The 17,048-nt window shown below is 62.7% G+C and carries 20 protein-coding genes and 2 pseudogenes; 14 read left to right on the top strand and 8 right to left on the bottom strand.

Annotated elements, in window-relative coordinates; genetic code table 11:
* The first annotated feature begins 27 nt into the window (after window positions 1-27).
* Together H040_RS20840 and H040_RS20835 are read left to right on the top strand one after the other, a co-directional pair.
* Complete coding sequence (locus tag H040_RS20840; RefSeq protein WP_027918435.1) at window positions 28-933, top strand: alpha/beta fold hydrolase; 906 nt, start codon at window positions 28-30, stop codon at window positions 931-933.
* 115 nt (window positions 934-1,048) lie between these two features.
* The gene (locus H040_RS20835) at window positions 1,049-1,951 is read left to right on the top strand and encodes an SDR family oxidoreductase (RefSeq protein ID WP_027918436.1); all 903 of its coding nucleotides are present in this window, start codon (window positions 1,049-1,051) and stop codon (window positions 1,949-1,951) included.
* A gap of 209 nt (window positions 1,952-2,160) precedes the next feature.
* Here the strand turns inward: H040_RS20835 and H040_RS20830 are convergent, their stop codons facing one another.
* Window positions 2,161-2,943, bottom strand: coding sequence for an IclR family transcriptional regulator (locus tag H040_RS20830; RefSeq protein WP_027918437.1), 783 nt, complete (start codon window positions 2,941-2,943; stop codon window positions 2,161-2,163).
* Window positions 2,944-3,056: 113 nt separating this feature from the next.
* Here H040_RS20830 and hmgA point away from each other — a divergent pair, with 113 nt between their 5' ends.
* Genes hmgA through maiA form a run of 3 tightly spaced genes read left to right on the top strand, consistent with a single transcriptional unit; the run spans window position 3,057 to window position 6,298 of the window.
* The gene (gene hmgA, locus H040_RS20825) at window positions 3,057-4,358 is read left to right on the top strand and encodes a homogentisate 1,2-dioxygenase (protein ID WP_027918438.1); all 1,302 of its coding nucleotides are present in this window, start codon (window positions 3,057-3,059) and stop codon (window positions 4,356-4,358) included.
* A 3-nt stretch (window positions 4,359-4,361) separates the two neighbouring features.
* Complete coding sequence (gene fahA, locus H040_RS20820; protein ID WP_027918439.1) at window positions 4,362-5,654, top strand: fumarylacetoacetase; 1,293 nt, start codon at window positions 4,362-4,364, stop codon at window positions 5,652-5,654.
* A gap of 11 nt (window positions 5,655-5,665) precedes the next feature.
* On the top strand, window positions 5,666-6,298 hold the full coding sequence (maiA, locus tag H040_RS20815) for a maleylacetoacetate isomerase (RefSeq protein ID WP_027918440.1): 633 nt from the start codon (window positions 5,666-5,668) through the stop codon (window positions 6,296-6,298).
* Here maiA and H040_RS20810 read toward each other — a convergent pair.
* Window positions 6,292-7,098: a SirB1 family protein gene (locus tag H040_RS20810; RefSeq protein ID WP_027918441.1), complete on the bottom strand. Its 807-nt coding sequence runs from the start codon at window positions 7,096-7,098 to the stop codon at window positions 6,292-6,294. The two genes, maiA and H040_RS20810, sit on opposite strands and share 7 nt — an antisense overlap.
* Before the next feature lie 124 nt (window positions 7,099-7,222).
* Here H040_RS20810 and H040_RS20805 point away from each other — a divergent pair, with 124 nt between their 5' ends.
* Entirely contained in the window at window positions 7,223-8,242 is a 1,020-nt protein-coding gene (locus H040_RS20805) for a Leu/Phe/Val dehydrogenase (RefSeq protein ID WP_027918442.1), read from the top strand.
* Window positions 8,243-8,260: 18 nt separating this feature from the next.
* Here the strand turns inward: H040_RS20805 and H040_RS20800 are convergent, their stop codons facing one another.
* Window positions 8,261-9,136, bottom strand: coding sequence for a WYL domain-containing protein (locus tag H040_RS20800; protein WP_027918443.1), 876 nt, complete (start codon window positions 9,134-9,136; stop codon window positions 8,261-8,263).
* A gap of 347 nt (window positions 9,137-9,483) precedes the next feature.
* Between H040_RS20800 and H040_RS20795 the strand changes: the two genes are divergently transcribed.
* Window positions 9,484-9,750, top strand: a complete 267-nt coding sequence (locus tag H040_RS20795) for a hypothetical protein (RefSeq protein WP_027918444.1) — start codon at window positions 9,484-9,486, stop codon at window positions 9,748-9,750.
* Window positions 9,751-9,854: 104 nt separating this feature from the next.
* On the opposite strand, the gene H040_RS20790 is transcribed toward H040_RS20795, so the two are convergent.
* On the bottom strand, window positions 9,855-10,121 hold the full coding sequence (locus H040_RS20790; RefSeq protein ID WP_027918445.1) for a YebG family protein: 267 nt from the start codon (window positions 10,119-10,121) through the stop codon (window positions 9,855-9,857).
* Between the two features lie 296 nt (window positions 10,122-10,417).
* Between H040_RS20790 and H040_RS20785 the strand changes: the two genes are divergently transcribed.
* Both H040_RS20785 and H040_RS20780 read left to right on the top strand, forming a co-directional pair.
* Window positions 10,418-10,897, top strand: coding sequence for a phosphate-starvation-inducible protein PsiE (locus H040_RS20785; protein WP_027918446.1), 480 nt, complete (start codon window positions 10,418-10,420; stop codon window positions 10,895-10,897).
* Window positions 10,898-11,011: 114 nt separating this feature from the next.
* Entirely contained in the window at window positions 11,012-11,305 is a 294-nt protein-coding gene (locus tag H040_RS20780) for a hypothetical protein (RefSeq protein WP_027918447.1), read from the top strand.
* Between the two features lie 3 nt (window positions 11,306-11,308).
* Here H040_RS20780 and H040_RS20775 read toward each other — a convergent pair whose 3' ends face one another.
* The 4 genes and pseudogenes from H040_RS20775 to H040_RS20760 all read right to left on the bottom strand — a co-directional run.
* Window positions 11,309-11,611 (bottom strand): DUF3509 domain-containing protein, encoded by a 303-nt coding sequence (locus tag H040_RS20775; RefSeq protein WP_027918448.1) that lies wholly within the window; start codon window positions 11,609-11,611, stop codon window positions 11,309-11,311.
* Window positions 11,612-11,735: 124 nt separating this feature from the next.
* Window positions 11,736-12,083: an HPF/RaiA family ribosome-associated protein gene (locus H040_RS20770; RefSeq protein ID WP_027918449.1), complete on the bottom strand. Its 348-nt coding sequence runs from the start codon at window positions 12,081-12,083 to the stop codon at window positions 11,736-11,738.
* A 213-nt stretch (window positions 12,084-12,296) separates the two neighbouring features.
* Window positions 12,297-12,959: pseudogene (locus H040_RS20765) on the bottom strand (TonB-dependent receptor domain-containing protein); the annotation flags it as partial.
* 2 nt (window positions 12,960-12,961) lie between these two features.
* Window positions 12,962-13,108: pseudogene (locus H040_RS20760) on the bottom strand (sigma factor-like helix-turn-helix DNA-binding protein); the annotation flags it as partial.
* Window positions 13,109-13,203: 95 nt separating this feature from the next.
* Here H040_RS20760 and H040_RS20755 point away from each other — a divergent pair.
* Genes H040_RS20755 through H040_RS20735 form a run of 5 tightly spaced genes read left to right on the top strand, consistent with a single transcriptional unit; the run spans window position 13,204 to window position 16,936 of the window.
* Entirely contained in the window at window positions 13,204-13,509 is a 306-nt protein-coding gene (locus H040_RS20755; protein ID WP_027918451.1) for a DUF3649 domain-containing protein, read from the top strand.
* On the top strand, window positions 13,506-15,077 hold the full coding sequence (locus H040_RS20750; protein ID WP_027918452.1) for a PepSY-associated TM helix domain-containing protein: 1,572 nt from the start codon (window positions 13,506-13,508) through the stop codon (window positions 15,075-15,077). Before H040_RS20755 ends, H040_RS20750 begins: the two co-directional genes overlap by 4 nt.
* Entirely contained in the window at window positions 15,077-15,403 is a 327-nt protein-coding gene (locus H040_RS20745) for a DUF3325 domain-containing protein (RefSeq protein ID WP_027918453.1), read from the top strand. Before H040_RS20750 ends, H040_RS20745 begins: the two co-directional genes overlap by 1 nt.
* Window positions 15,404-15,407: 4 nt before the next feature.
* Window positions 15,408-15,959 carry an RNA polymerase sigma factor gene (locus H040_RS20740; RefSeq protein WP_027918454.1) on the top strand — a complete coding sequence of 184 codons (552 nt, stop codon included), beginning with the start codon at window positions 15,408-15,410 and terminating at the stop codon, window positions 15,957-15,959.
* Entirely contained in the window at window positions 15,956-16,936 is a 981-nt protein-coding gene (locus H040_RS20735) for a FecR family protein (protein ID WP_027918455.1), read from the top strand. The genes H040_RS20740 and H040_RS20735 overlap by 4 nt, the downstream gene beginning before the upstream one ends.
* The last annotated feature ends 112 nt before the right edge of the window (window positions 16,937-17,048 follow it).

The raw sequence follows: 17,048 nt of genomic DNA, 5'->3' as shown, positions 1-17,048 counted from the left end.
CAACACCCTTGCACCGGGACAAATCTGATGCTTATGGCCGAGATTCCATTGCGCGTCTGGCGTACCCGGGGGCAGAGTTTTTCATTCCGGGGCCAGAGCATCCGCTACTGGACCGCAGGGCAAGGAGAGCCCCTGCTTCTTTTGCATGGATTTCCCACCGCGAGCTGGGACTGGCACTACCTGTGGGCACCACTGGCCCAGCGCTTTCGGGTGATCGCCTGCGACATGCTCGGTTTCGGCGACTCCGCCAAGCCGCTCAACCACCGCTACAGCCTGATGGAGCAAGCGGACCTGCAGCAGGCGCTGCTGGCGCATCTGCAGGTCGAGCAGCCGGTACACCTGTTGGCGCATGACTACGGGGGCAGCGTGGCTCAGGAATTGTTGTCGCGGCACCACGAACAGCGTGCTGAGGTTGCCAGTTGCGTGTTCCTCAACAGCGGGCTGTTCCCTGAAAGCTGCCAGGTGCTGCTGGTCCAGAAACTGCTGCTCAGCCGCCTCGGCTGGCTGGTGGGGCGATCCTTCGGGCGCGATGACCTGGTGCGCAACGTCACGCAGATCTACGGCCCGTGCACCCATCCCAGCGAAAGTGCACTGGATGACTGCTGGAGCCTGATCGCCGCCAATTCCGGCACACGTATCCTGCACAAGCTGGTGGGCTACCTGCCGGAGCGCAGGGTGCATCGCGAGCGCTGGGTAGGTGCATTGCAACGCGAAGGTGTGGCACTGCGTTTCATCAACGGCGTGGTCGACCCGGTTTCTGGTGCGCGCATGGTCGAGCGTTACCAACAGCTGGTACCAAACCCTGACATCGTTCAGTTGCAGGGTATTGGCCATTACCCTCACACCGAAGCGCCCGTGCAGGTACTGCGCCACTACCTGGCATTTCGCGAACAGCTGCTGAGCTACCTGCCGCGTAGCGTCGCCTGGTCCTGACCCAGCGATCATCGCCCGCCGTTATCGCCTGGCATTCAGCCGGGGTGCGCTTGATTGCCCGCCTGCCAGGGCTGGCGGACACTCGATGCATTCAACCTGAGCTGGAGCCATGCCCATGAGCGAGCCGGTAAGCCTGCAAGACCGTGTAGTGATTGTCACCGGAGCGGGTGGCGGCCTGGGCCGTGCCCATGCACTGCTGTTCGCCGCACGTGGCGCCAAGGTCGTGGTCAACGACCTTGGCGGCTCGACCCAGGGTGAGGGTGCCAATGCTTGCGCTGCCGACAAAGTCGTGACGGAAATCCGCGCCGCCGGTGGCACAGCTGTGGCCAACCACGATTCGGTGGGCGACGGTGCGCGCATCGTCGAGCAGGCGCTGGACAGTTTCGGCAGGGTCGATGTGCTGGTGAACAACGCCGGCATCCTGCGCGACAGAGCCTTCCACAAGATGGACGACAGTGATTGGGAGCAGGTCTACAAGGTTCATGTCGAAGGTGCCTACAAAGTCACCCGGGCTGCCTGGCCACACCTGCGCGAGCAGAACTGGGGGCGGGTGATCTTCACCGCATCGACCTCGGGTATATACGGTAACTTCGGCCAGGCCAACTATGGCATGGCCAAGCTGGGGCTGTATGGCTTGACCCGCACTCTGGCCATCGAGGGGCGCAAGCACGGTGTGCTGGTCAACGCCATCGCGCCAACCGGCGGCACGCGCATGACCGAGGGGCTGATACCACCGCAGGTGTTCGAGCGGCTCAGGCCGGAATTGATCAGCCCGTTGGTGGTGTACCTGGGCAGCGAACAGTGCCAGGACAGCGGCGAATTGTTCGAGGTGGGCGGTGGCTGGGTGGGCAAGGTGCGCTGGGAGCGTAGCCTCGGTGTCGGCTTCGACCCAGACCAAGGGTTCACCCCGGAGCAGGTCGCGCAACGCTGGGCGCAGATTGGTGATTTTGCCGGGGCAGTGCACCCGCGGGACACCTTTCAGGCACTGCAGCAGATGATGGCCAACCTGCAGAAATAAAAAAGGCCGCTGCAAACGCAGCGGCCAATCGAGACGTTAGATCAAGGAGCTTCAAAATCAACGTCGGTGAACCTCGCGGGCCTGAAAGGCGGGGGGTAGAGCCCTTCATGCCGGCCAGTGAGGTAAGAATAAGCGCTTGATCCGGTAGGAAAAATAGCCGCTTATGACATTCACCTTTACGTTTCGGGCAACAGTCCCGGCTGGCCACTTCAAGGCGCTGGTGAGTAACCCATGCGCCAACTGGTCTCGCGCGACGCAGCCAGCAGGCGCTGTGCTGCCGGGCCGTGTTCGTCGGCGTGGAAGATAGAGGTCGGGCCGACCACGGTCATCACCGCCGCGATCTGCCCCATGGCGTTGAACACGGGGGCAGACAACGCATCGACGCCCGGCATCAACAGGCCGTGCACATGGTGCAGGCCTTGTTCGCGGATCCTTGCCAGCAAGCCTTCGTAGGCGGTGGCGCTCTGCTGCAAGACCGCCAGCTCGCGGTCGCGCAACTCCACGGTCTCTCTCTCGGGCAGATGGGCTGCAAACACCAGGCCGGTGGAAGAGCTGAGCAGCGGCAGTACAGAGCCGATTTGGGTTACCACCGTGACCGCTCGCACGGCGGGCTCGATGCTCACCACGGTGGCGCCCTGGTTGCCCCATACCGCGATGAAGCAACTCTCGTTGAGGTCATCGCGAAGTTGCGACAGCGGCAGCGCCGCCACCTTCAGCACATCGATGCTGCCCAGTGCCGCCAGCCCCACGCGCAACGCCTCGCGCCCCAGCCCGTAGTGGTTGGTGGCGGCATCCTGTTCGGCAAAACCGCTGGCGATCAACGCCTGCAGATAGCGGTGCACCTTGCTCGCCGGCATCTGCACGTGTTCGGCCAGGCGCGACAGCGAGGTGGACGGTGACAGTTCGGCGAGGGCCTTGAGGATGTCGGTGCCGACCTCCGCCGAACGGACTTTCTGCTTGCCGTTGTCGGCGGGTGAGCTGGCTTTGGACATGGATAGGAATATTCCGAGTTTTCGCGTCGCGCCTTTATAGCTTGACGCTTGGCATGGAGCAAATTACGTTATTCGTAATCAAATTACGATAAAAACAAAATCCGGAGGCATCGATGCATCGCGACACGTCCGCCGATCTTCATTATCTGAGCGGTTTCGGCAACGAATTCGCTAGCGAAGCCCTGCCTGGCGCCCTGCCGGTCGGGCAGAACTCTCCACAGAAAGCCCCCTATGGCCTGTATGCCGAACTGCTGTCGGGAACGGCGTTCACCATGGCCCGCAGCGAGCTGCGCCGTACCTGGCTGTACCGCATCCGACCTTCGGCCCTGCACCCGCGCTTCGAGCGCCTGCAGCGTCAACCATTGAGCGGCCCGCTGGGCGCAAGCACACCCAACCGCTTGCGCTGGAACCCACAGCCGATCCCCGCTGAGCCAACCGATTTCATCGAAGGTTGGCTGCCGATGGTGGCCAACTCGGCCGCTGAAAAGCCAGCCGGGACAAGCATCTACATCTACCGCGCCAACCGGTCCATGGAGCGGGTGTTCTTCAATGCGGACGGTGAGCTGCTGCTGGTGCCGGAGCAGGGCCGCCTGCGCATCGCCAGCGAACTGGGCGTGATGGACGTCGAGCCACTGGAAATCGCCGTGATCCCGCGTGGCATGAAGTTCCGCGTCGAGCTGCTCGATGGCCAGGCCCGCGGCTATATCGCCGAAAACCACGGCGCGCCGCTGCGCCTGCCTGACCTGGGGCCGATCGGCAGCAATGGCCTGGCCAACCCGCGTGACTTCCTCACCCCGGTGGCACGCTACGAAGACGTCGAGGGCCCGGTGCAGCTGGTGCAGAAGTTCCTCGGTGAACACTGGGCCTGCGAGCTGCAGCACTCACCGCTGGACGTGGTCGCCTGGCACGGCAGCAACGTGCCCTACAAGTACGACCTGCGTCGCTTCAACACGATCGGCACGGTCAGCTTCGACCACCCGGATCCGTCGATCTTCACCGTGCTGACGTCGCCGACCAGCGTACACGGCATGGCCAACATGGATTTCGTGATCTTCCCGCCGCGCTGGATGGTGGCCGAAAACACCTTCCGTCCACCTTGGTTCCACCGCAACCTTATGAACGAGTTCATGGGCCTGATCAGCGGGGCCTACGATGCCAAGGCCGAAGGCTTCCTGCCGGGCGGTGCCTCGCTGCACGGCGTTATGAGCGCCCACGGTCCGGATGCAGAAACCTGCGAGAAGGCCATCGCCGCCGAGCTGGCACCGCACAAGATCGACAACACCATGGCTTTCATGTTCGAGACCAGCCAGGTGCTGCGCCCGAGCCTGCAGGCACTCGACAGCCCGCAATTGCAGGCCGACTACGACAGTTGCTGGGCCACCTTGCCGAGCACCTTCAACCCGAACCGGAGATAACCCATGAACCAGACCGCCATTGCCTGTAGCTGGGTCGAGCACGCCAACGGGCACCGCGACTTCCCACTGCAGAACCTGCCGCTGGGCATCTTCAGCCGCCCGGGTGAAGCGCAGCGCTGTGGTGTCGCCATTGGCGATGCCATCCTTGACCTGGAAGCCGTGCTGGCCGCCGGCCTTTTCGCTGGCCAGGCCAAGGCTGCGGTGGAGGCCACCGGTGGCGGTGCGCTGAACGCCTTCTTCGCACTGGGCCGTGCTGCCCGGGTGGCGCTGCGTGAGCGTCTGCTGGTGCTGTTGGGCGAACACAGCGAACATCAGGCCGCACTCAAGGCTGCGCTGTATCCGGCCAGCGAGTGCCAGCTGCACCTGCCGGCCAAGGTCGGTGACTACACCGACTTCTATGTCGGCATTCAGCACGCCACCAACGTCGGCAAGCTGTTCCGCCCCGACAACCCGCTGCTGCCCAACTACAAGTACGTGCCGATCGGCTACCACGGCCGCGCTTCGACCTTGCGCCCTTCCGGTACCGAAGTCCGTCGCCCGAAAGGCCAGACCCTGCCGGCCGGCCACACCGAGCCGAGCTTCGGCCCCTGCGCACGCCTGGACTACGAGCTGGAGCTGGGCATCTGGATCGGCCAGGGCAACGACATGGGGCAGGCTATCCCGATTGCCGAGGCCGACCAGCATCTGGCCGGCCTGTGCTTGCTCAACGACTGGTCGGCACGGGATATCCAGGCCTGGGAATACCAGCCACTGGGCCCGTTCCTGTCGAAGAGCTTCGTCACTTCCATTTCGCCCTGGGTAGTCACCGCCGAAGCGCTGGAGCCCTTCCGCTGCGCCCAACCGGCCCGGCCGGATGGCGACCCGCAGCCGCTGCCTTATCTGCTCGATCCGCGTGATCAGGCAAATGGCGCTTTCGACATCGAACTGGAAGTACTGCTGCTCACCGAGCGCATGCGCGAGCAGGGCCTGCCGGCTCATCGTCTGGCATTGAGCAATACCTTGAACATGTACTGGACCGTGGCCCAGCTGATCGCTCACCACACCGTCAACGGCTGCCAGTTGCAGCCCGGCGACCTGTTTGGTTCCGGCACTCTGTCCGGTGCCACGGCAGACTCGTATGGCAGCCTGCTGGAAATCACCGTGGGTGGCAAACAACCGGTGGAACTGGCCAGTGGTGAGGTGCGCAAGTTCCTGGAGGACGGTGACGAGATCATCCTGCGCGCCCGTTGCCAGCGTGATGGCGTGGCCAGCATCGGCTTCGGCGAATGCCGCGGCAAGATCATCGCAGCCAACTGAGGGAAGCGGCCATGGAGCTGTATACCTATTACCGTTCCACGTCCTCCTACCGGGTGCGCATCGCCCTGGCGCTGAAAGGCCTGGGGTACCAGGCCGTGCCGGTCAACCTGCTCAAGGGCGACCAGCGCGGTAGCGCCTATGTCGCGGTGAATCCGCAAGGGCGGGTGCCGGCATTGCGCACCGATGACGGTGAACTGCTGGTGCAGTCGCCGGCGATCATCGAGTACCTGGAAGAGGTTCATCCACAGCCGGCACTGTTGCCGGCGGGGGCGGCCATGCGCGCCAAGGTGCGTGGCGTGGCAGCGATCATCGGTTGCGATGTGCACCCGCTGCACAATGTCAGCGTGCTCAACCAGCTGCGCCAGCTGGGCCATGACGAGGCGCAGGTCAATCAGTGGATCGCGCACTGGATCGGTCAAGGGCTGGCCGCCGTGGAGCAGTTGATTGGCGATCACGGGTATTGCTTTGGCGATGAGCCGGGGCTGGCGGATGTCTACCTGATTCCGCAGCTGTATGCGGCCGAGCGCTTCAACATCGACCTTGGCGGTTATCCGCGAATAGCCCGGGTGGCTGAGCTGGCCAAACAGCATCCGGCGTTCGCCAAGGCGCATCCGTCCTGCCAGGTGGACACGCCGGCTCAGTGAATCGAACGGTTGACCGTCGGTAGCTTGCCGATGCGTTCGGACAGCTTCAGGCGCTGGACCGGGTCGTCGGTCAACAGCAAGGCATGCTCCAGGTCGAAACGTTCGGCCTGGGGGCAGTCCAGGTGTTGGTACAGCGTCGCGCGGGTCATGTAGTCGCTGACCTGCACCGGGCCCAGTTGCATGACCCGTTCGGCGTCGATCAGCGCGGCCAGGTGGTTGTCGTTGCTGATGTGCAACTGGCGCAGGTTGCGCGAAAGGCGCTGCAGCATCTGCATGGCGCTGGCGCTGCGCAGATGTTCGGCGGTCAGCGGCAGATGCGGGCCGAACTGGCGTGCCAGCAGCTCGCGGCAATCATTGGGGTACAGGCGCCGGCCGCCACAGGGGTCGAGCAGGTGGTCGGCACCCGGCACGCGCAGCAGGAAGTGCCCAGGGAATGCCACGCCTTCCAGTGGTATGGACAAGCGCGAGGCCAGTTCCAGGGTAATGATTGCCAGTGCCAGAGGCTGGCCACGTCGGCGCTGCAGTACCTTGTCCAGCAGTGCCGCTTGCGGGCGAAGCGGGTGGTATGCGTCCTGTTGGAAACCGAGTGCATTGAGCTGGCGCAGCAACGGCTGGGCCAGTTCGGACAACGGCAGCATCGGCAGGCTGGCACTGATCTGCCCTTGCAGGTTGTGCAGTGCGCCAAGGCAGGCCGCGGGCTCGACCAGTCGATCATGCTCGGCGGCGATCCATAGCGCAGCTTCCAGCAGGGCGACTGGCTCGCGTTCCAGGCAGGCCAGGCAGGCTTGACGTGGCTTCATGGGGGTTCTCCACACACGCTTGAGTATTAGCTGGGGCGCGTCGATTCGTCCAGTGGTCCGCCCGCCGTGCCGGTCTCTGGCGCGTGCCTATACTGGTAGGAGCACCTCGTTGGGGAGCCCGTCGATGTTCGCGCTGATGCAAAGCACCCGTACCCAGTCGCTGCACCTGTTCATTGACCCGCCCACCGGCCTCAAGGCCGTGGTGGCGATTCACAGTGAGAAACTGGGCCCTGCGGTGGGCGGTTGTCGCTATCTGCCCTATGCCGATGACGAGAGCGCCATGACCGACGCCATTCGCCTGGCCCAGGGCATGAGCTACAAGGCGGCGCTGGCGGGGTTGTCGTTGGGGGGCGGTAAGGCGGTCATCATGCGCAACCCCCACGTGGAAAACCGTGCGGCATTGTTTGAGGCGTTCGGCCGCTTCATCGATACCCTGCAAGGGCGCTTCATCATTGCGGTAGACAGCGGCACCTCGACCCTGGACATGGACTGCATCGCCCAGAGCACACCGCATGTCACCAGTACCACGGCGTCTGGCGACCCATCGCCACACGCCGCCATGGGCGTATTCGCTGGCATCCGCGCCACCTCGCAGGCTCGGCTGGGCAGCAGTAACCTCGAAGGCCTGCGCGTGGCCGTGCAGGGGCTCGGCAATGTCGGCTATGCCCTGGCCGAGCAGCTGCATGCGGCGGGCGCGGAGTTGCTGGTCAGCGATCTGGACCCAGGGCGGGTACGCCTTGCGGTGGAACAGTTCGGCGCTCACCCGGTGACCAATGACGCCCTGATCAGCACCCCCTGTGACATCTTCGCGCCCTGTGGCGTAGGGCCGGTGCTCAATGGCCAGACGGTGATGCAGCTGCGATGCGCGGCGGTGGCAGGGGCGGCGAACAATCAGCTGACCACGCTGCAGGTGGCCGACCAGCTGGAGACACGCGGCATCCTGTATGCCCCCGACTATGTGATCAATGCCGGTGGCCTGATCTACGTGGCGCTCAAGCATCGGGGCGGCGACCTGGGCACCATCACCGCGCACCTGGCGCGGATACCGACGCGGCTGACCGAGGTGTTCGGCCATGCCCAGGCGGAGAAGCGCTCGCCGGCCAGGGTGGCGCAGATGCTGGCCGAACGCTTGCTTTACGGTTGAGGCCGGGCGCTGATTGCTTCAATCATGCATCAGCCACGGCCTCAGGTCCTTGAGGTTGGCTACCACGATCTGTTGCGCTTCAGGGCTTGTCGCCACGTTGCGCGGGTCGATCTGATAACGCTGCAGTACATACTTCACCAGAGCCCTGCGGCTCGGTACTACCAGCTGACCCTGGGTCATGCCGAAGTCGGCTTCGATGATCGCCTTCTGTGCTTCGTTCAAACGCCCGTCAGGCTCGAAGATCACCGGAATCTCGGCATTCCAGTCTTCGTCCTGTTCTTGGGTGTTCGGCGACTCATCCAGCAGGTCCGGCTGCCCTCGCAAACGGCTGAGCACGAAGTCGCGGTACTGGCCGTTCTTTTCGCAGTACGCTCGCACATGCCAGCGCATGCCGGTGTAGACCAGTGTGTGCGGCGCTATGAGGCGCACTTCCACGTTGGGCGTGTTGAGTGAAACGTACTCGGTTTCCAGGCGCAGGCCTTCACGACAGGCCTTGAGCAGGGGCCGCAGCACCTCCGGCCGAATAGGCCGATCCGGCACTTCCAGTACCTTGGTGTGAGCGTAAGCCAGGGCCAGGCCGTCAATGTGCGGGGCGCGTTCACCGTTCTGATACAGCAGGTGAAGGTAAGCGCTTGCACTGTCTTCGATGAACTTGGGCTTGAACTGCTTGCTGGGTACATAACCCTTGAGCTGTTTGTCATACGCCAGGTTTTTCGGCGCGTGCTCGGTGATGTAGGTATTGATGTCCTTGGAAGCCTGCTGCCGGCTGATGCCGAAACTCTGCATCAGATGGCCGGTGGTCAGGCGGCCTTCCCACCAAGCGACGGTCTCGATCAGCTTGTAGCGCAGTGCCAGGTCCCAGCGTACCTGCTCGACAGTTTGCTTGCGTTTCATGACCTCTCCTGAGACAGAATGCCTGAGTGGAATATTGATTTTTGATTATGTGTAAAGTTTAAGGTCATGTCTATCTCAGGGTCTTGTCATGATCTTGACTTTTCGAGTTTTTCCGTCCGTGCAAGGCATTTAGCCATTAAGCACCTTTGCTGTTGGGGCGATGCCATTTAAAGGTGATATCAAAAAGCTAGTTAAGGTGCGTGTCCCCGGCTGAGAACCGCTTCATTCAAGCTTTCCAATGTGCATGAGTAGTTTACCTGTATAAGTCTACATTCTAGATCTGTCGTTAAACGCTACATATATTTTCCTCGTCTTCAGGGCACATTGGCTCACTCAAGGAAAAGGAAATGGGTATGTGGGAAGTGATTGCGACAGGCGCAGTTGTAGTGATGGGCATCATTCTGCTGGTGCTGCTGTATCAGAGCTTGAGGCTGCACGAGCTGTGGAAGATGGGGCTTGCCTGCCAGAAGAACGCACGTTGGGCGCAGATCTGGGAGGCAGAGAACCGCGAGTTGCGCTCGGCGCTGCGCGCAGAGCAGGCGCAGATCGAGCAACTGCAGAGGAAACTGGTGATCTTGCAGGAATTGATCCCGGTGCAACCCGGCACCTGCTAGGCATTCAGCCTGTGCTGAACGGGAGGCTTCAGTGGTGGACGAAGGTGACCGGCGTGGGCCCCTTCGCCACGGACCAAGGGTTCGTTACGCTTTCGAAGTGCTGCTTACTCGCCGCCGCTTTCAGCCGAATCCAGTTCAGCCAAGGCCGCCGCATTGTTCTTGAACGCCGCGGCAAACACCGCCCTGTTCTTGGCCATGAAGATGCTTGCCTCTTCGGCAATGTTTTCGTCCAGCCCAGGTACATGTTTCACCAGAACCTGAGTAAGCACCTCGGCCAGTTCCAGCATCTGGTCATGGGCGTCTGCGAGTTTGCGGTCCAAGAACGTGGTCTCCAAATCGCGCGTGCTGCGGTAAAGAATCTCAACAGCCATACGAGGCCTCTCGGTCAGTGGTAGCAGGGCTGCGGTCGTGCGCCTTCTGCTTTGCGGTTCAGTTGCTATCCAGGCAGTCAGGCAGAATGCCGTCACCGAATACTGTATCGATGTACAGTAATGGCAAGGCGGTCATTTCGCAACCAGAAATTGTAGCCGTACTGAAATTGCGTGCCGCCCGTGCCTTGCGGCAATCGGTCGCCTTCCAAGGCTAGGGCCTGGCCCTTTAACTGCATGGCACAAGCGTCACAGGGGTGACGCATCATCCTTCATGTCGTATCGGGGAATCGCACATCGTGGACATCAAATGGGCAGAAAAACTGCGCAAGGGCCTGCACGGCTCGGCCGACTCGCTGGGCAACCTGTGTGTGGAAGCGTTCCACTACCTGGCGCTGTTCGGCATTGGCGCAATTACCGCCTATGCGGCGGTGGTCACCTTCCTGGACATGCTCGGCAAGGGCGGGGTCAGCGTCGATGACATCCTGCTGCTGTTCATCTACCTGGAGCTCGGGGCGATGGTCGGTATCTACTTCAAGACCAACCACATGCCGATCCGCTTCCTGTTGTATGTAGCGATCACCGCGCTGACGCGCCTGCTGATCGGCGATGTTTCGCACCACAAGGCGCCGGACGAAGGGTTGCTGTACGTGTGTGGGGGCATCCTGCTGCTGGCGTTCTCGATTCTGGTGGTGCGCTACGCCTCGTACCGTTACCCCTCGACCAAGGCGCTGGACGCCAACGGCAAGGAATTGAAGGAAATGGAGGAGGGCAAGTAGGGGCTAGATATCTGTTGCCATTGCCTGGCTCTGGCGCGGTTGAATCATCGCAGGCGTCGGCAGGGAAGTCGTGACACGGGGTCGCGAACCAGAGGCGCCAAGCGGGGGATTCACATGAAGCTGAACATAGAAGCTGTCCATGCTCACCTGAAGCAAGCATCCGGGCTTGACCCCGATGAGGTGCATGTCACCGAAGTGGGGGATGTCATCAACCTGGACGTGGTCAAAAGCCGCACCCTGGTCGAAGAGTCATTGCACTGGCTCAAGCGGGGCGAAGAGCCGACCTATGATCCGGGCCTGTTCGGCCTGTTTCACCAGCCGGGCACTTTTGACAGCGCACACCGAGTCGGCACCTGGCGCCTGCAGGACCTAGAGAAGCAGATCGGCAAGCTGTTGCAACTTGTGTGACCGTCAATTGGCCACGCCAGCGGCCTTGAACCAACGGGCATCCTGACGCGCATCACCCGTCAGGGCGGCCAGAACCTGCAATGGGTTCTGCCCCAGCTCGATGGCCAGGCCCAGGCGGATGCTGTCGATGACCCGCTGCAGTCGCACCGGGTCGTTGCGCTGGGCCTGGCTGATCAGGCGTTTGGCAACCACGCCGGCGTCGTCTGAAAGGGTCAGCATGATGCTGCCGTCCAGTCGTTCGATACTCAGGTTGACCCGGTACTCGGGAGCGAAAGCGGCGCTGATCTGTTCGAATGGATTGTTCATGGTTGGGGTCTGCAATGAATGGCTGCAGAAGTTGACCGGCTGACCCTCAGGTTGGTTCAGGCCCATTGATCGGCGCAAACGAAAACGCCCGGCACAGGCCGGGCGTTGTTGTTCAGAGTGCGGATCAGGCTTCAGGATCGCTCAGTTCCAGTGCGCCGCGCTTGCTGCGCAGCTTGCCGTAGAAGTGCTCCAGCGCATTGTTCAGCTTGCTGGCGGCACCATCGACTGCCTGGTCCAGCGAGGTGGCGGTGTGGGTCACGGAAATCGGCTGATGGCCTTTCGGGCGAGCCTCCAACTGGCAGCGTTTGTCATGCGGGCCGGGCTTGGCGCCGTTCTCGTCGCGCAGATGCACCTCGATGCGGGTAAGGTCGTCATCAAAGCGTTCGAGGGTGGCTTCCAGCGTACTGCGGACCCACTCGTTAAGACGGATGTTGCCTTCGATATGGTTGCTGCTGTTGACCTGGATTTGCATGATTCCAATCCTTATTCAGCTTGCTCGCATGGAGGCGTGCCTAGGCCCTTGAGGGCCCTGATATTTCTGCGCCTCTTGACTCTAAGGTCAGGCAACGGCGAAGCGATTACAACCCCTTTCCGAAAATAAATTTCCTGTTGCAAATTCGCCAGCGGGGGCTGCTTTGCAGCCCATCGCCGGCAAGCGCGGCTCCCACACCTCCAGGGTGTTGCCTCAGAATGCCACCGAGGTCTGCACATACAAGGTCCGCGGCTCACCCACGTACTTGCCCTTGTTGTTGTCGTCGAACGAGCGCGTGTAGAACTCGCGGTTGAAGAGGTTCTTTACCCCCACGGCCAGCTTCAGGTTGGACAGCGGCGGGCCGAAGTCGTAGCCGGCGCGGGTGCTGACCAGCATGTAACCCGGTATGCGCCCAGTGCTGCCATCGGCGCTTTCAGCGTGGGTGTTGGCGTTGTCGGCGTACTGGCTGCTCTGGAAGCTGCCATCCAGGTTCAACTGCCAGGTCCCTTCGGTGTAACCCACGCCCAGGTTGCCTTTGTGTCGTGACGAGAACGGCACCTGATCGCCCTTGTTCGGGCCATCTTCGCGGATGGTTGCGTCAACGAAGGCATAGCTGGCGTGCACGTCGAAACGGGCCTGTGCCGGGCTCAGGCCATCGAGTGCATAGCGTACGCTGGTCTCGACGCCTTGGTGGCGGGTCTCGCCACGGGCGATCACCGAATCGTTGGTCTGGTTGCTCTCGTACTGGTTATCGAAATTGATCAGGAAAACGCCGATCTCGGCCTGCAGGTCGCCGTTGTCATAGCGGGTCCCGAGCTCCCAGGTGCGTGCTTTTTCCGGTTTCACTTCGCCACTGCTCACGCGGTTGGGCATCTGGCCTAGCACTTGACCGTAGCCAGCGAAATGCCCAGCTCGCGGGCAATCGCTGTCTGGCCCAGGCCATCGACCTGAGCCAGCAGGAACACGCGTTTCACCAGCGCTGGCAGGCCATCGAGCAAGCGGTCGAGCTCCAGCAGGGTCTCGAAGACGCCTCGGCAATCCTCTGACCGCGGGTGTCTCAGTCTTTGCTTATGAGAATTGAAATCATTATTATTGCAGCCCCATTCCCCGGACATACGTCATGAAGCGCAGCGCCGCCGGACTCCCTCACAGCTACCGCCTGGCCGTGGTGTCACGCAGCCTGGCCGCCTTGCTGGGCGGCTATCTGCTGGCGTCGCTGCTGAGTGTCTGCCTTGCCCTGTTGCTGCCATTGCCCCAGGTCGACGCCACGCTGACCGGCCTGATGCTCTCGTTCGTGTTCTACCTGCTGGCCTTCATCTGGTGCTTCGCCTGCCGCAGCGCCTGGCGCGCCTGGCTTGGCGTGTTGCTGCCAAGCCTGGTACTGGGCCTGCTCGGCGGGTTCGCCTACTGGATGAAAAACCCATGAAGGAAGGCTTCCGTCAGGCCATGGCCTGGCTGCACACCTGGACCGGCCTGATCTTTGGCTGGTTGCTGTTCGCCATCTTCCTTACCGGCACCCTGTCTTATTTCAAGGAAGAAGTCAGCCACTGGGCGCAGCCGGAAGTGCGCCGCCATGCACTCGACCCGGTGGCCAGCCTGGGGCTGGCCCAGCGCTATCTGGAAAGCAACGCCGCGCATTCGGGCAGCTGGATGATTCGCCTGCCCAGCGAGCGCGACGCTGCCTTGAACGTGGGCTGGCGCGACCCTGAAGGCGGGCGTCGGGGCTTTGTCAGAAAAGACCTGGACGCGCAGAGCGGGCAGCCGGTCCAGGCGCGTGACAGCCGTGGCGGCGAGTTCTTCTACCGCTTCCATTTCGAACTGCAGATGCCGTACCCATGGGGCCGCTGGTTGTCCACCCTGTGCGCATTCATCATGCTGCTGGGGCTGGTCACCGGGATCATCACCCACAAGAAGATCTTCAAGGAGTTCTTTACCTTCCGCCCCGGCAAGGGCCAGCGCTCGTGGCTGGACGGCCACAACGCCATCGGCGTGCTGGTGCTGCCGTTCCATCTGATGATCAGCTACAGCAGCCTGGTGCTGTTCATGTACATGGTCATGCCGGCCGGCATCATGGCCAGCTACGGCGATACCAGCGGGTATTTCAATGACCTGTTCGGCCGCGACGAGGCCCCGAAGGTGGCCAATGTGGCCACGCCACTGGTGCCGCTGGCGAGCCTCTATGCCAAGGTCCAGGAGCAGGTGCCTGGCGCGCGCATGGGCTCTATCCAGGTACAGAACGCGGGTGATCGCAATGCCCGTGTCACCTTCACCCAGTCATCGGCCGACAATGTCCCCTACAAGCGCAGTGCCAACTGGACCTTCGAGGGTGCCACGGGCGAGCTGCTGAAACAGGGCGCGCCGGAAAGCGCCACGATGATGACCTCGTTCAGTTTCGCTGGCCTGCACATGGGCAACTACGCCGGGCCCTGGCTGCGCTGGTTGTACTTTGCCTTCGGGCTTGGAGGCACTGCGGTGATTGGCACCGGCCTGGTGATGTGGCTGGGCAAGCGCCAGCTCAAGCATGCCAAGTGCGAACGCCTGCCGGGCGAACTGCGCCTGGTCGAAGTGCTGAACATCGCCAGCATGAGTGGCCTGATCCTGGCCGTGGCCGGGTTCTTCTGGGCCAACCGGCTGTTGCCCGTCGCCCTGCAAGGGCGCGCTGACTGGGAAGTGAACACGTTCTTCCTGGTCTGGCTGGCGTCGTTGCTGCATGCCGTGCTGCGCCCGGGGCGCAAGGCCTGGGGTGAGCAGCTGGCGCTGGGCGCAGGGGCCTTTGCCTTGTTGCCACTGCTCAACGCCCTGAGCACCGGCCAAGGGCTGAACGCCTCTGTGCCTGCTGGTGACTGGGCCATGGCCGGGTTCGACCTCACCGCCCTGGCGTGCGGGCTGTTCCTGGCCTGGGCTGCGAGCAAGATGCTGCGCCCGCCAAAGCCCGCCGCAAAACGCGCGCCGAAGGCGGCCAAGGTTTCGTCTGAAAGGGTCGAGGTGCAGTGATGCTGAGCGTTGCCCTGATCGGTTTCGCAGGTTTCGCCGCGCTGTGCCTGGCGATGGAAAAGCACTTCAGCGAGCTGCTCAAGCGCAAGCCTGGCCCGGGCCAGCTGCGCGGGTTGCGCATCGGCGGCTGGCTGTTGCTGATGCTGTCGCTGGTACTCGCCGTTCACTGGCGTGGCTGGGCGCATGGCCTGGTGGAGTGGATTGCATTGCTGATGGCGGGCGTTACCTTGTGGGTGTTCGGTTTGCCGTACATGCCGCGGCTGTTGCTGGGCCTTGCGGCTGTCAGCCTGGTGCTTGGCCCGCTGTTGACGGTGTTGGCCGGGTGATGCCTTGACTGAACCCGATAGCGAAAGCACACGGGCGCGTTTCGTCCAGGTGTTCCTGGCCCAGCGTGCGCGCATGGAGGCCCTGGTCAGCCGCCGGGTAGGCTGCCGTGCCACGGCCTCGGACCTTGTGCAGGAGCTGTTCCTGCGCTTCTGGCGCCGGCCCGACTTCAAGGTCGAAGCGCTCGACACCTACCTGTTGCGCTGTGCCGGTAACCTGGCCATCGACCATTTACGCAGTGAAGGCAGCCGCGAGCGCGTCGCCGAAGCATCACTGCCGGTGGATGAAGATGGCCTGGTGCAGGCGCCAGAGCAAGCCGTGGAAATCGATCATGACCTGCAGCGCATCGAAACCGCCCTGCGTGCCCTGCCGGAGCGTACCCGGCAGATCTTTCTGCTCAATCGTATCCACGGCTGCAAGTACGGCGAAATCGCCAAAGCCATGCAGCTTTCCCAGAGTGCCGTGGAAAAGCATATGATGCGCGCCCTCGAAGCGTGCAAGGCCAGTGTTGCCGAGCCCGCGATCTTCACTCGCAGGCCTGGGAGCGCCCGCCGATGAGCCATCCAGACCTGATCACCGCTGCCCAGTCCGAGGCTGCCTTGCAGTGGTTGATGCGCATCAACGAGCAGCCGGAAGCCGCCAGCAGTGCTGAGTTCAAGCGCTGGTTGCTGGCTGACCCCAGGCATCGCGAAGCCTACGCCGAGGCCCAGCTGTTGTGGCAGCTCAGCGAAGCACCGGCAGCGCGCGTGGCCGAGGCAGAAGATGCGGCCTTGCAACGCTACTTGCTGGCCATGGCCAAGCCACCCGGCCAAGGGCATTGGCGGCGCGCCGGCATGGCGTTGGCAGCCGCGTGCCTGGTGCTGGCTGTCAGTGTGGCGGGTGGCTGGCGCCCGAGCGACTGGTTGCTGGACTTGCAAGCCGACTTCAGCAGCCGTGATGCGCTGCGCCAGGTGACCCTGGCAGACCAGTCGCAGGTGACCCTGGATGCTGGCAGCGCCATCGCCGTCGACTTCCAGCAAGGTGAACGCCGCGTGCGCCTGTTGCATGGCGCAGCGTTCTTCCAGGTTACCCACACGGGGCAGCCATTCGTGGTGGAGGCTGCTGGCGGCGAAGTCCGGGTGCTGGGTACGCAGTTCGAAGTGCGTGACCAAGGGCAGGGCGCGCAGGTCATTGTGCGCAGCGGGCGGGTAGCGGTTGTACCGGCGGTGGGGCAGGCAGGCCAGGTACTGACAGCCAACCAGCAGCTGGCCTATGCCGACGGGCATGCCGGCGAGCTGTCGAGTGTGGACAGCGAAAGCCGGCTGGCCTGGCGCCAGGGCTGGCTGAATTATTACCAGGTGCCGCTGGCGCAGGTGGTGGCAGACCTGGGCCGTTACTACCCGGGGAATATCGTCTTGCTCGACGGCGAGTTGGGGCAGCGCAAGGTCAGCGGTAGCTTCCCGGCGGATGAGCCGCTGCTGGCATTGGATTCGTTGGGCAAAGTGCTCGGGTTTTCTCGACAGACCTTGCTCGGGCGCTTGACCGTCATTCGGTAGTCGCCTGTACCCGAAAGCGGTGCAGAAAATAAATTGCGAAAGCGGATGAGGTAACAGCAGGTGGCATCCGTGTAATGAGTGGAAGTGCGATTCATTCGCAGTAATAGCCCTC

Origin of the sequence: Pseudomonas sp. URMO17WK12:I7, from assembly GCF_003269045.1 — a bacterium.
Taxonomy (GTDB): domain Bacteria; phylum Pseudomonadota; class Gammaproteobacteria; order Pseudomonadales; family Pseudomonadaceae; genus Aquipseudomonas; species Aquipseudomonas putida_J.
This window is presented reverse-complemented; position numbering and strand designations above follow the sequence as displayed.

Excerpts from the sequence above, each read along its gene's own strand:
- H040_RS20840 (WP_027918435.1), top strand. The coding sequence starts at position 28 with ATGCTTATGGCCGAGATTCCATTGCGCGTCTGGCGTACCCGGGGGCAG.
- H040_RS20835 (WP_027918436.1), top strand. The coding sequence starts at position 1,049 with ATGAGCGAGCCGGTAAGCCTGCAAGACCGTGTAGTGATTGTCACCGGA.
- H040_RS20830 (WP_027918437.1), bottom strand. The coding sequence starts at position 2,943 with ATGTCCAAAGCCAGCTCACCCGCCGACAACGGCAAGCAGAAAGTCCGT.
- hmgA (WP_027918438.1), top strand. The coding sequence starts at position 3,057 with ATGCATCGCGACACGTCCGCCGATCTTCATTATCTGAGCGGTTTCGGC.
- fahA (WP_027918439.1), top strand. The coding sequence starts at position 4,362 with ATGAACCAGACCGCCATTGCCTGTAGCTGGGTCGAGCACGCCAACGGG.
- maiA (WP_027918440.1), top strand. The coding sequence starts at position 5,666 with ATGGAGCTGTATACCTATTACCGTTCCACGTCCTCCTACCGGGTGCGC.
- H040_RS20810 (WP_027918441.1), bottom strand. The coding sequence starts at position 7,098 with ATGAAGCCACGTCAAGCCTGCCTGGCCTGCCTGGAACGCGAGCCAGTC.
- H040_RS20805 (WP_027918442.1), top strand. The coding sequence starts at position 7,223 with ATGTTCGCGCTGATGCAAAGCACCCGTACCCAGTCGCTGCACCTGTTC.
- H040_RS20800 (WP_027918443.1), bottom strand. The coding sequence starts at position 9,136 with ATGAAACGCAAGCAAACTGTCGAGCAGGTACGCTGGGACCTGGCACTG.
- H040_RS20795 (WP_027918444.1), top strand. The coding sequence starts at position 9,484 with ATGGGTATGTGGGAAGTGATTGCGACAGGCGCAGTTGTAGTGATGGGC.
- H040_RS20790 (WP_027918445.1), bottom strand. The coding sequence starts at position 10,121 with ATGGCTGTTGAGATTCTTTACCGCAGCACGCGCGATTTGGAGACCACG.
- H040_RS20780 (WP_027918447.1), top strand. The coding sequence starts at position 11,012 with ATGAAGCTGAACATAGAAGCTGTCCATGCTCACCTGAAGCAAGCATCC.
- H040_RS20775 (WP_027918448.1), bottom strand. The coding sequence starts at position 11,611 with ATGAACAATCCATTCGAACAGATCAGCGCCGCTTTCGCTCCCGAGTAC.
- H040_RS20770 (WP_027918449.1), bottom strand. The coding sequence starts at position 12,083 with ATGCAAATCCAGGTCAACAGCAGCAACCATATCGAAGGCAACATCCGT.
- H040_RS20755 (WP_027918451.1), top strand. The coding sequence starts at position 13,204 with ATGAAGCGCAGCGCCGCCGGACTCCCTCACAGCTACCGCCTGGCCGTG.
- H040_RS20750 (WP_027918452.1), top strand. The coding sequence starts at position 13,506 with ATGAAGGAAGGCTTCCGTCAGGCCATGGCCTGGCTGCACACCTGGACC.
- H040_RS20745 (WP_027918453.1), top strand. The coding sequence starts at position 15,077 with ATGCTGAGCGTTGCCCTGATCGGTTTCGCAGGTTTCGCCGCGCTGTGC.
- H040_RS20735 (WP_027918455.1), top strand. The coding sequence starts at position 15,956 with ATGAGCCATCCAGACCTGATCACCGCTGCCCAGTCCGAGGCTGCCTTG.